This window comes from Burkholderia sp. BCC1998 (genome assembly GCF_905339875.1).
Lineage (GTDB): Bacteria > Pseudomonadota > Gammaproteobacteria > Burkholderiales > Burkholderiaceae > Burkholderia.
Genome location: NZ_CAJPHE010000001.1, coordinates 95304 through 107564, shown reverse-complemented (window position 1 = coordinate 107564; position 12261 = coordinate 95304). Strand labels below are relative to the sequence as shown.

The following is a 12261-nucleotide window of genomic DNA, read 5'->3' as shown; positions in this document are numbered from 1 at the left end:
TCGTGGCTTTCCCGTAGGCCGGTCGTGCACCGCGCGCGTGCGGATTACAATGCCGGTCAGACCGGCCATCGTTCACATCATGAAAAACGTTCCGCACACCGTGACCGACGCCGCCATCGCGACGATCCGCGACCGGATCGAGGCAGGCGTGTATCCGGTCGGCAGCCTGCTGCCGGCCCAGCGCCAGCTCTCCGAGGAGCTGGAGATCAGCCGCGCGTCGCTGCGCGAGGCGCTGTCGACGCTCGAGGCGCTCGGGATGCTGCGCATCCGCGCCGGCAAGGGCGTGTATGTCGAAAGCGCGCAGGCGTCGGCCGCGCATCCGTGGCAATTCGCCGAGCAGTCGTCGCCGCCCGATACGTACCAGATGCGCTATGCGCTCGAAGGGTTCGCCGCGCGGATGGCGGCGCACGTCGTCAGCGACGACGACATTGCGTGGTTCGAGGACAACCTCGCCGACCTGCACGTCGCGCTGACCGACAGCGCGCTCGACGAAGCGTCGCAGCTCGACTTCGACTTCCACATGCGGATCATCCATCTCGCGGGCAACGCGGCGATCGAGTCGGTGCTGCGCAGCAGCGCCGACATCATGAAGGAAAGCCAGCGCATGCCGTTCTACCGGCGCGAGCTGCTGCTGTCGACGTGGCACGAGCACCGCGCGATCGTCGACGCGCTGATCGCCCGCGATGCGGCCGCGGCCGGCACCGCGATCGAGACGCACATCGCGAACGCCGCGCAGCGCGCGGGCATCTTCTTCCCGACGCCGGGCACCTGACGCAGCCGCCGGCCTACGGTCGCGGCCGGCGCGGCAGCGGTTCGCCGGTCGTACCGGTCATCCCCCCGAAGGAGCGCGATACGCGAGCGCGCGCTCGATGAACGCGCGCGCCGCGACGCTGCGGTATGCGCCCTTGCGCGTGAGCAGCGCGGCCGTGCGCGACGGCAGCGGCGGATCGAGTTCCAGCGCGCACAAGTCGCCGCTCTCGCGCGCGATCGCGTCGGGCAGCACCGTCGCGAGCCGCCCGCGGCGCACGAGTTCGAGCACCGCGCTCACCGTATTCGTCTCGATCGCGATCCTCGGCTGCACACCCTGCTCGATGAAATACCGGTCGATGCTCGCGCGCGTCGCGAACGCGCGGCTCAGCAGCACCAGCGGCTCGCCGGCGAGTTCGGCCGGGCTCAGCGCGCGGCGGTGGCGGGCGAAGCGGTGCGCGCGGCCCGTCACCAGGGCGAGCGGTTCGTCCCACAGCGGCAGCGCGTCGATGTCGGGCGCGCGCGGCGGCATGAACGCGAAGCCCGCATCGAGACGGTCGTCGGCAAGCTGCGCCTCGATGCGCTCCTGCGACATCGCGTCGATCGTCAGCGCGACGTTCGGGAAATCCGCATGGAACGCATCGATCAGCGAGCCGCTCAGGTAGGCCGCGAAGGTCGGCATCATCGCGAGCCGCAGCGAGCCGCTGCCGAGATCGGCAACGTCGCGCAGCGCCCGCTGCCCGGTGTCGAGCTCGTGCAGCGCCGCGCGCGCGTGGCGCGCATAGACCTCGCCGAATTCGGTGAGCCGCACCGTGCGGCCCGAGCGGTCGAACAACGGCACGCCGAGCATGTCCTCCAGCTGGCGGACCTGCTGCGACAGCGTCGGCTGCGACACGTGCAGCGCATCGGCCGCGCGCGTGAAGCTGCGCTGCTCGGCGACGGCCAGGAAATAGCGGATGTGGCGGAGTAGCATGGCGGCCCGGGTATTGGTAGAACCAATGAATACCATAAGGATCCAGTCTTGGACGCTATGGTTCGGTTCCCGCATCATACGCACATCCGCTCCCGCGCACGCCGCCTGGCCGCCGCACCGGAGCGGCCCGCCCGGGCCCGCCCTCCCCCGCCCGCCGCACGACGTTGCGCCGCCGCCTCGACCGGGCGCCGGCCACGCGCCGCCCGGCGCGCATCGTCGATCCGCTGACGCCGGCCCCGATTTCCGCAACCCCGCGTTGCCGACGGCCCGCGCCGCCGGCCGGCACCGCTGCTTCTTTCGCGACCATGGAACCGCATCAAGACAACCATCCTCCCCTGACCCGCGCGATGACGCTGCTGTTCGCCTGCGCGTGCGGCATCGTCATCGGCAACATCTACTACGCGCAGCCGCTGCTCGCCGCGATCGCGCACAGCTTCGGCCGCCCGCCCGCCGAACTCGGCTATCTCGTCACGCTGACGCAGCTCGGCTATGCGGCGAGCCTGCTGCTGATCGTCCCGCTCGGGGACGCGGTCAACCGCCACACGCTGATCGTGCGGCTGCTCGTGCTCAACGTGATCGCGCTGGCCGCCGTCGCGTTCAGCACGAACTTCACGATGTTCGTCGTCGCGAACATCGCGCTCGGCTTCGTCACCTGCTCGACGCAGCTGCTCGTGCCGTTCGCCGCGTCGCTCGCCGATGCGCGCACGCGCGGCCGCGCGGTCGGCACCGTGATGAGCGGGCTGCTGCTCGGCATCCTGCTCGCGCGCGTCGCCGCCGGCGCGATCGCCGACGGGTTCGGCTGGCGCGCCGTGTACGGCATCGCCGCGGCGATGATCCTCGCGCTGACCGGCGTGCTCGCGGCGAAGCTGCCGAAGGATCGGCGCCACGCGCGGCTCGACTACGCGGCGCTGATGCGCTCGCTCGTCGCGCTGCTGCGCGCGCAGCCGCTGATCGCGCTGCGCTCGGCCTACGGCGCGCTCGTGTTCGCGTGCTTCAGCCTGCTGTGGACCGGCCTCACGTTCCTGTTGAGCCAGCCGCCGTACAGCTATTCCGAAGGGCAGATCGGCCTGTTCGGGATCGTCGGCGCGGTGGGCGCGCTCGCGGCGACGTCGGCCGGCCGGCTCGTCGATCGCGGCCACGGCAACGCGGCGACCGGCCTGTTCGCGGCGGCCGTGCTCGCGTCGTTCGCGCTGATCGCGGCCGGCGCGCATTCGCTCGTCGCGCTGATCGCGGGGATCCTGCTGCTCGACGTCGGCGTGCAGGGCATGCACATCTCGAACCAGAGCGTGATCTATGCACTCGCGGGCCACGCGCGCAGCCGCGTGACGACCATCTACCTGACGAGCTACTTCATCGGCGGCGCATTCGGATCGTTCGCGGCGAGCGTCGCGTACGGCATCGACGGCTGGCGCGGCGTGTGCATCGCGGGCGCCGCGCTCGCGGGCGTGCTGATCGCCCTGTGGCTCGCGTCGCAGCGGATCGGCGCGCGGCAAGTCACGCAATGATCCGGTTTCGCTCCGGCCAATGAAAAAGGCACGCTCCGCCAATCGCGGGCGTGCCTTCTTTGCCTTTTTGCCTTGCGCGCCGTCGCGCGCCATCAGCAGACGATCATGCCGCCGCGTCCGCGAAATCAATCAGCACCTTCATCGCGCGCTGCCGGTCGCCGGCCAGCTCGAACGCGCGATTCGCATCGCGCATCGGGAACACGCCCGTCACGGCCGGGCGCAGGTCGACGCGCCCCGCATTGATCAGTTGCACCGCGAGCGCGAATTCAGCATGGAAGCGGAACGAGCCGCAGATCGACAGCTCCTTCGCGACCACGACGTTCTGCGGCAGGCTGACGTCGCCGCCGAGCCCGAGCTGCACGACGACGCCGCGCGGCCGCATCACGTCGAGACCGTCGCGCAGCGCACGCGCATTGCCCGAACACTCGATCATCACGTCGAACGTGCCCTTGTCGGCACCGTAGCGCGCGACCCAGCCGGTGTCGGCCGCCGCGTTGATCGTATGGTCGGCGCCGAGCGCGCGGGCGACCTCGAGCGGCGCATCGACCACGTCGGTCGCGACGATCTCCGCCGCGCCGTGCACCCGCGCCGCCGCGACCGCCAGCACGCCGATCGGCCCACACCCCGACACGAGCACGCGCCGGCCGATCAGCGGGCCCGCGCGCGACACCGCATGCAGCCCGACCGCGAACGGCTCGGCGAGCGCCGCGAGCGACAGCGGCACATGGTCCGCCACCTTCACGCACTGCGCGGCATCGCACACGAGCGCGTTGCGAAACGCGCCCTGCACGTGCGGCATGCGCATCGCGCTGCCGTAGAAGCGCATGTCGAGACACTGGTTCGGCAGCCCTTCGAGGCAATAGCGGCACGCGCCGCACGGGCGGCTCGGATTCACCGCGACGCGATCGCCGACCTTCACCGACGTCACGTCCGGTGCGACCGCCGCCACCGTGCCGGCAACTTCATGGCCGAGCACCATCGGCTGCTGCAGCCGGATCGCGCCGAAGCCGCCGTGCCGGAAGTAATGGAGATCGGAGCCGCAGATGCCGCCCATCGCGACCTCGACGCGCACCTGGCCCGGGCCGATCTCGCCCGCGTCCTGCTCTTCGAGCCGCAGGTCGTTCGGCCCGTGGATCACGAGACACATGCAACGCATACGCATGACAGCCTCCTCAGACGACCGGCGTGAGCAACGGCGCGCCGGCGAAGTGCGCGGCGAGGTTGTCGCGCACGAGCCAGCCCATCGCCTGGCGCGTCTCGACGGTGCCGCTCGCATGATGCGGCTGCAGCAGCACGTTCGGCAACGCGAGGAAACGCGGGTCGATGCGCGGCTCGTTCCAGAACACGTCGAGCGCCGCGCCGGCGATCGCGCCGCGTTCGAGCGCGTCGAGCAGCGCGGGCTCGTCGACGGTCGTGCCGCGCGACACGTTCACCAGATAGCCGCGCGGGCCGAGCGCGTCGAGCACGCCCGCGTCGACGAGGTGGCGGGTCGACGCGCCGCCCGCCAGCGTGACGATCAGCACGTCGCACCAGCCGGCCAGTTCCGCCAGCCGGCCGAAGAAGCGATGCTGGCTGTCGTCGCGCGGCGCGACGTCGAAGTAGCCGAGTTCGACGTCGAAGCCCGACAGCCGGCGCGCGAGCGTCGAACCGATCCGGCCGAAGCCGACGATGCCGACGCGCTTGCCGTACAGGCGCGTGACGAGCGGCATGTCGCCGTCGGACCATGCGCCGGAGCGGACGTACGCGTCGCCGGCGCCGATCCGGCGCAGCAGCGCGAGCGTGAGGCCGACGCCGAGATCGGCGACGTCACCGGTCAGCACGTCGGGCGTGTTGGTCACGCGGATCCCGCGCTCGCGGGCGGCCGCGAGATCGATCGCATCGGTGCCGACGCCATAGCACGCGATGATCTCGAGCTTCGGCAGCGCGGCGATCAACGCCGCGTCGGCGCCGAGGTCGCCGCGCGTCGCGATCGCGCGCACGCCGGCGCCGCGTTCGGCGAGGCATGCCGCGCGATCGGCGGCCTCCCACAACCGATGGACGTCGTAGCCGGTCGACAACCATGCGTCGTCCCACGGCTGGTAAGGGCCCGTCATCAGCAGCTCGGGCCGCCGGTTCGATTCGTGCGCCATCTGCGCTTGCTCCTGTCGAAAAGCGTTGAACGTCGAATGCGTGCCGGGCCGCGTCGGCCGCCCCCCGGCCCGTTCATGCATGCCGTGCGAGCGATTCGGCGTCCGGGGCCGATTGCGCCTGCGCGGCGTCGAGCGGATCGTCGAGATCGCGGTTCAGCGTCTCCGGCATCCGCGCGGTGGTGAACAGCGTGATCAGCGTCAGCAGCACCAGGTACGCGGCGATCGGTACCCACGCATGCACGCCCGCCGCATGGTCGCCGCCGTGCCGCGCGATCACGGTCGCGATGAGCGTCGCGCCGACGAGCGGGGCAATCCCGCCCGCGAGCACGGCCGACACTTCGCGCGAGAACGACACACCCATGTAGCGATGCCGCGCGCCGAACAGTTCGGGCAGCAGCGCGGCCTGCGCGCCGAGCATCCCCCAGTTCGCGAAGCCCTGCGCGATCGAGATCGCGATCACGCTCGCCACCACGTTCCCCTGGCTGAAGATCCACCACACCGGAAACGCGAGCGCGAGCTGCAGCCACGCGAACGTACGGTACACGCGCACGCGGCCGTAGCGATCGCTCAACCGCCCGGCCAGCGGCACCGTGCACGCGCCGACGGTCGCCGCGCACACCAGCGCGAGCGCGCCGATCGGCCCCTTCATCCCGATCACGCCGGCGAGATAGCTGACCGCGAGCGCCTGGTAGATCGACGAGCCGCCGTTCTCGGCCATCCGCAGGCCGATGCCGATCAGCAGCGTGCGCTTCGAATGCCGGACCGCGCTCTTCAGCGGATTCGCCGACACCTGCGCGCGCTTCTCGAGCCGCACGAAGGTCGGCGACTCGTGCAGCCGCACGCGCATGTAGAGTCCGACCGCGACGATCACCGCGCTGAACAGGAACGGCACGCGCCAGCCCCAGCCGTCCGTCACGCGCTCGAGGTTCGCGAGCAGCAGGAAATAGACGGCCGCCGCGAGCAGCGTGCCGAGCTGGATCCCGAGAAACGGCAGCGACGCATAGAAGCCGCGTTTGCCGGGCGGCGCGTATTCGGTCATCAGCACGGCCGCGCCGGCCTGCTCCGCGCCGGCACCCAGGCCCTGCAGGATGCGCAGCAGCACCAGCAGCGCCGGCGCCCAGTAGCCGGCGCTCGCATAGGTCGGCAGCACGCCGATCAGCGTGCTCGCGACGCCCATCAGCAGCACCGTCGCGGTCAGCACGAACTTGCGGCCGACGCGATCGCCGAGCACGCCGAACACCACGCCGCCGAGCGGGCGCACCGCGAAGCCGACGAAGTAGGTGCCGAAGCTCGCGATCAGTCGCATCTCGGCGGTTTGCGCGGGAAAGAACAGCGGTCCGAAGACCAGCGCCGACGCGAGCGTGTACAGCGCGAAATCGTAGTATTCGAGCGCGCTGCCGAGCGAGCAGGTCCATGCCGCGCGGTTCAGCTGCTGCGTGTCGACGCCGCGACGCTCGACGGCATCGGCCGGCGCGTCCGTGCCGGGCATTGCATCGCGCCGCGCGGGCGGCGGGGAAGTGCGATCCATCGTTGTCTCCTGTCTCCTGCGTTCCGTTCCGGAACCCGGCGCGAGACGCACCGGGATATCGGCCCGCTCGTGCGGCGGGCTCTTCTGGGCATTCGGATGCCGGCGAGATTCGACACTCACCGGCCCAACGACGCTGCGCTCACGGCGCAAGCGTCGCCGCTCAGACGGCGCTGGTCAGCCCGCCGTCGACGAACAGCGTCTGGCCGTTCACGAAATCGGATGCGGCCGACGCGAGGAAGATCGCCGCGCCGCACAGCTCGTCGACCTGCCCCCAGCGGCCGGCCGGCGTGCGCTTGCACAGCCAGTCGGAGAACGCCGCGTCGTCGACCAGCGCGCGATTCAGTTCGGTCTCGAAATAGCCGGGCGCGAGGCCGTTCGCCTGGATGCCGTGGCGCGCCCAGTCGGCGCACATCCCTTTCGTCAGCATCCGCACCGCGCCCTTCGTCGCCGCATACGGCGCGATCGTCGGCCGCGCGAGCTCGCTCTGCACCGAGCAGATGTTGATGATCTTGCCGCGGCCGCGCGCGATCATGTGGCGCGCCACCGCCTGCGCGACGTTGAACACGCCGTCGAGGTTCACGCGAATCAGCGCGTGCCAGTCGTCCGGGTCGAATACGTCGAGCGGCGCGCGGCGCTGGATGCCCGCGTTGTTCACGAGGATGTCGATCGCGCCGACGCGCGCCTCGAAATCGTCGATCGCCGCGCGCACCTGCGCGTGCTCGGCGACGTCGAACACCGCGTAGTCGGCCGCGAAGCCTTCCTCGCGGAAATGGCGCGCGAGCGTCGCGGCCTTCTCCTCATTGCGATCGTTGATCACGATCGCCGCACCGGCCTCCGCGAGCCCGCGGGCGAGCGTCAGGCCGATCCCGCGTCCGGAACCCGTGATCAGTGCGCGGCGGCCATCCAGGCGGAACCGGTCAAGCGCGTTGTTCATGCATGTCTCCTCGTGCCATCGAGCCGACCGCCGGTCGCGGCCGGTCTCGCGTCGAGGGTATCTTCGGCGCTCGGCCGGGCGTCGCGCCAATGGTCTTTTTTGATCCGGTTATCATCAAATCCGATCACCGTTCTCTTCACCGTTCGCTACCGCCCGCCCACCATGGAACTCAAGCAATTGCGCGCCTTCGTCACGCTCGCGGAAGAACTGCATTTCGGGCGTGCCGCGCAGCGCCTGTTCATCGTGCAGTCCGCGCTGAGCATGCAGATCAAGGCGCTCGAGGAGGATCTGGGCGCACGCCTGTTCGAGCGCGACCGTCACAAGGTCGAGCTCAGCGATACGGGGCGCGTGTTCCTGCCCGAAGCGCGGGCGACGCTGCAGCAGGCCGCGCGCGCGGAGCAGATGGCGCGGCTGTCGAGCCGCGGCGAGATCGGCACGCTGCGCATCGCGTTCGTGTCGTCGGTGCTGCCGGCGCTGCTGCCGGCCGTGCTGCGCACGATGCGCGAGCGTTATCCGCTGATCGCGCTCGAACTGAAGGATTTGCCGACGCCCGACCAGATCGCCGCGCTGCGCGACCGGCGCATCGATTTCGGGATGATCCGGCTGCCGGCCGCGTATGCGGGCATCGACACGCGCGTGGTGCTCGAGGAAGGCTTCGTGGTCGCGCTGCCGCTCGACCACCCGCTCGCCGCGCACGACACGATTTCACCGTCCGCGTTGCGCGGCCAGCCCGCGTTCGTGCTCGCGCGCCGCTACGCGCCCGGCTTTCACGACGACATGCTGCTGGCACTGAGCCGCGCGGGCACGACACTCGAGATCGCGCAGGAGTTCGGGGAATTCACGACGATGCTCGCGCTCGTCGCGGCCGGCATGGGGATCGGGCTGATCCCGGCGGAAGCCGCGAGCGCGCTGCCGCCGAACGTGCTCGCGCGGCCGCTCGACCTGGCCGGCCACCGGACCGGCATCGGCCTCGCGTGGACCGACCTCGACAGCCCGCTGAAGCGCGCGTTCGTCGACGCGCTCGAGCAGGTGACGGCGAACGCCGCGCAATAAAAAACCCGGCCGGGAAAAATTCCGGGCCGGGCTCGTTCGCCACGCAGGCCGCCGTGCGGCGGCCGCGCGACGTGCGGGATTACTTCGCGTTCGCGAATGCGACTGCCGTATCCAGCATGCGGTTCGAGAAACCCCACTCGTTGTCGTACCAGCTCGACACCTTGACGAGGCGGCCCGACACCTTGGTCAGCGTTGCGTCGAACGTCGACGAAGCCGGGTTGTGGTTGAAGTCGATCGACACCAGCGGTGCGTCGTTGTAGCCGAGGATGCCCTTCAGCGCGCCTTCCGATGCTTCCTTCATGATCGCGTTGACTTCCTCGACCGTCGTGTCGCGCTTCGCGATGAACGACAGGTCGACGATCGACACGTTGATCGTCGGGACGCGGATCGCGTAGCCGTCGAGCTTGCCGTTCAGTTCCGGCAGCACGAGGCCGACGGCCGACGCAGCGCCCGTCTTGGTCGGGATCTGGCTGTGGGTGGCCGAACGCGCGCGACGCAGGTCTTCGTGGTAGACGTCCGTCAGCACCTGGTCGTTCGTGTACGCGTGGATCGTCGTCATCAGGCCGGTTTCGAGGCCGATCTTGTCGTTCAGCGGCTTGACGAGCGGCGCGAGGCAGTTCGTCGTGCACGATGCGTTCGAGATGACGGTGTGCTCGGCCTTCAGCACGTCGTGGTTCACGCCGTAGACGATCGTCGCGTCGACGTCCTTGCCGCCCGGCGCCGAGATGATGACCTTCTTCGCGCCGCCCTTCAGGTGCGCGCTCGCCTTTTCCTTCGTCGTGAAGAAGCCCGTGCATTCCATCACGACGTCGACGCCCAGCTCGCCCCACGGCAGTTCTGCCGGGTTGCGGTTCGCGAGCACGCGGATCTTGTCGCCGTTCACGACGAGGAAGTCGCCGTCGACCGACACTTCGCCCGGGAACTTGCCGTGCGCGGTGTCGTACTGGGTCAGGTGCGCGTTGGTCTTCGCATCGCCCAGGTCGTTGATCGCGACGATCTCGAGATCGTGCTTCTTGCCGTTTTCATAGAACGCGCGCAGCGTGTTGCGGCCGATACGGCCGTAGCCGTTGATTGCGACGCGAATCGTCATGGTCTATCTCCTGATGGCTGAAAAAATTCGTTTCGTGCAGCTTCACGGTGCGACGCGCGCGAGGGGTGGCGCGCGTCGCGAATGCTTTTAGGCCAGCACGGCCTTGGCGGTCTCGACGACGTGCTCGACGGTGAAGCCGAAGTACTTGAACAGCACGCCGGCCGGCGCCGATTCGCCGAACGTGTCGATCCCGACGACGCCGCCTTCGAGGCCGACGTACTTGTGCCAGAACGCGGTCACGCCCGCTTCGATCGCGACGCGGCGCACGCCGTGCGGCAGCACGCGTTCGCGGTATTCGGCGTCCTGGCGGTCGAACACGTTGGTCGACGGCATCGACACGACGCGGGCCGCGATGCCCTGCTGCGCGAGCGGCTCGACGGCCTTCATCGCGAGTTCGACTTCCGAGCCCGTCGCGATCAGGATGATCTTGCGCGCGACGATCTCTTCGTCCCAGTCCTTCAGCACGTAACCGCCCTTCTCGATGTTGGCGATCTGCGCGTCGGTGCGCGGGTTGAACGCGAGGTTCTGGCGGCTGAAGATCAGGCTCGACGGACGGTCGGCAGCAACCGCGTGGGTCCACGCGACGGCCGTCTCGACCGTGTCGGCCGGACGCCAGACGTCGTGGTTCGGGATCAGGCGCAGGCTCGACACGTGCTCGATCGACTGGTGCGTCGGGCCGTCTTCGCCGAGGCCGATCGAGTCGTGCGTGAACACGAAGATCGACGGGACCTTCATCAGCGACGCGACGCGCAGCGCGTTGCGGCTGTAGTCGGAGAACGTCAGGAACGTGCCGCCGAACGGCTTGTGGCCGCCGTGCAGCGCGAGGCCGTTGATCGCGGCGCTCATGCCGAATTCGCGCACGCCGTAGTTGATGTGGTTGCCGAGCAGCACGCCCGCGCCTTCCGGATTCGCGCGGACCGCCTTCGATGCCTTCCAGTTGGTCAGGTTCGAGCCGGTCAGGTCGGCCGAGCCGCCGAGCAGCTCCGGCAGTGCGGCGGCGAGCCCTTCGATCGCCTGCTGCGACGCCTTGCGGGTCGCGACCGTCTCGGCGCGCTCGTTCGCACCGGCGATGATCGCCGCAGCCTTCTCGGCCCAGTCGGCCGGCAGCTTGTTGGCCATCCGGCGCTCGAATTCGGCGGCTTCTGCCGGGAACTTCGCGCGATAGGCGGCGAACGTCGCGTCCCATTCGGTCTCGGCGCGCTTGCCGGCTTCCTTCGCGTCCCACGCTGCGTAGACTTCCTGCGGAATCACGAACGGCTCCCAGGTCCAGCCGAGCGCCGCGCGCGTCTTCGCGATTTCTTCCGCGCCGAGCGCCGCGCCGTGCACGTCGTGGCCGCCCGCCTTGGTCGCCGCGCCCTTGCCGATCACCGTCTTGCAGCAGATCAGCGTCGGCTTGTCCGACAGCTTCGCCTTCGCGATCGCCGCGTCGACCGCGTCGACGTCATGGCCGTTCACGTTCGGGATCACGTTCCAGCCGTACGCTTCGAAGCGCTTCGGCGTGTCGTCGTGGAACCAGTTCACGACGTCGCCGTCGATCGAGATGCCGTTGTCGTCGTACAGCGCGATCAGCTTGTTCAGCTTCAGCGTGCCCGCGAGCGAGCAGGCTTCGTGCGAGATGCCTTCCATCAGGCAGCCGTCGCCGAGGAACACGTACGTGTGGTGATCGACGATCTTCGCGCCGTCACGGTTGAACTCGTCGGCCATCAGCGCTTCGCCGAGCGCCATGCCGACCGCGTTCGCGAGACCCTGGCCGAGCGGGCCGGTGGTCGTCTCGACACCCGGCGTGATGCCGTATTCGGGGTGGCCCGGCGTCTTCGAGTGCAGCTGGCGGAAGTTCTTCAGCTCTTCCATCGGCAGGTCGTAGCCGGTCAGGTGCAGCAGCGAGTACAGCAGCATCGAGCCATGGCCGTTCGACAGCACGAAGCGGTCGCGGTCCGCCCAGTGCGGGTTCGTCGGGTTGTGCTTCAGGTGGCGCGACCAGAGCGCGACGCCGATTTCGGCCATGCCCATCGGCATGCCGGGGTGGCCGGAGTTCGCTTGCTGGACGGCGTCCATCGCGAGCGCACGGATCGCATTGGCCATCAGGGTGGTGGAGGCGGGAGACGAAGTCGTCATGTCGAGTCCGGAGAACGAGTCGAGGAAACGGGGGCACGGCGGCATCCGGAAGCTCGAGCGTCAATCGTTCCCGGCGCGCAGTGCGGCGCCTGACGGACGCGAAGTGGACGGAGCCTACGGACGGGGCTGCAAAGCTCGTCATTTTAACAGATGGGCTGACATTTCCCTTGTCGGCGCGTAGTGTTCC

At 69.5% G+C, this 12261-nt stretch carries 10 protein-coding genes; 3 read left to right on the top strand and 7 right to left on the bottom strand.

All coding sequences use genetic code 11. The annotated features are described in order from the left end of the window. Positions 1-49 precede the first annotated feature (49 nt). Positions 50-772: a FadR/GntR family transcriptional regulator gene (locus U5A56_RS00495; RefSeq protein WP_185640885.1), complete on the top strand. Its 723-nt coding sequence runs from the start codon at positions 50-52 to the stop codon at positions 770-772. Between the two features lie 57 nt (positions 773-829). On the opposite strand, the gene cynR is transcribed toward U5A56_RS00495, so the two are convergent. Continuing rightward, entirely contained in the window at positions 830-1720 is an 891-nt protein-coding gene (cynR, locus tag U5A56_RS00490; protein ID WP_321920680.1) for a transcriptional regulator CynR, read from the bottom strand. 305 nt (positions 1721-2025) lie between these two features. On the opposite strand from cynR, the gene U5A56_RS00485 reads away from it, so the two are divergent. After that, positions 2026-3225: an MFS transporter gene (locus tag U5A56_RS00485; protein ID WP_321920679.1), complete on the top strand. Its 1200-nt coding sequence runs from the start codon at positions 2026-2028 to the stop codon at positions 3223-3225. A gap of 103 nt (positions 3226-3328) precedes the next feature. Here the strand turns inward: U5A56_RS00485 and U5A56_RS00480 are convergent, their stop codons facing one another. From U5A56_RS00480 to U5A56_RS00465, 4 genes are all read right to left on the bottom strand, one after another. Further along, entirely contained in the window at positions 3329-4387 is a 1059-nt protein-coding gene (locus U5A56_RS00480) for an L-idonate 5-dehydrogenase (RefSeq protein WP_321920678.1), read from the bottom strand. A gap of 10 nt (positions 4388-4397) precedes the next feature. After that, entirely contained in the window at positions 4398-5354 is a 957-nt protein-coding gene (locus tag U5A56_RS00475) for a 2-hydroxyacid dehydrogenase (RefSeq protein WP_044844168.1), read from the bottom strand. Positions 5355-5427: 73 nt separating this feature from the next. Beyond that, the gene (locus tag U5A56_RS00470) at positions 5428-6882 is read right to left on the bottom strand and encodes an MFS transporter (RefSeq protein WP_321920677.1); all 1455 of its coding nucleotides are present in this window, start codon (positions 6880-6882) and stop codon (positions 5428-5430) included. A 160-nt stretch (positions 6883-7042) separates the two neighbouring features. Continuing rightward, on the bottom strand, positions 7043-7816 hold the full coding sequence (locus U5A56_RS00465; protein WP_321811371.1) for an SDR family NAD(P)-dependent oxidoreductase: 774 nt from the start codon (positions 7814-7816) through the stop codon (positions 7043-7045). 162 nt (positions 7817-7978) lie between these two features. On the opposite strand from U5A56_RS00465, the gene U5A56_RS00460 reads away from it, so the two are divergent. Beyond that, entirely contained in the window at positions 7979-8869 is an 891-nt protein-coding gene (locus U5A56_RS00460; protein ID WP_321796780.1) for a LysR family transcriptional regulator, read from the top strand. 79 nt (positions 8870-8948) lie between these two features. On the opposite strand, the gene gap is transcribed toward U5A56_RS00460, so the two are convergent. Both gap and tkt read right to left on the bottom strand, forming a co-directional pair. Beyond that, a complete protein-coding gene (gene gap / locus U5A56_RS00455) occupies positions 8949-9959 on the bottom strand; it encodes a type I glyceraldehyde-3-phosphate dehydrogenase (protein WP_044844172.1) in 1011 nt (336 codons plus the stop codon). A gap of 87 nt (positions 9960-10046) precedes the next feature. Continuing rightward, on the bottom strand, positions 10047-12119 hold the full coding sequence (gene tkt / locus U5A56_RS00450) for a transketolase (RefSeq protein WP_044844173.1): 2073 nt from the start codon (positions 12117-12119) through the stop codon (positions 10047-10049). Between the last annotated feature and the right edge of the window lie 142 nt (positions 12120-12261).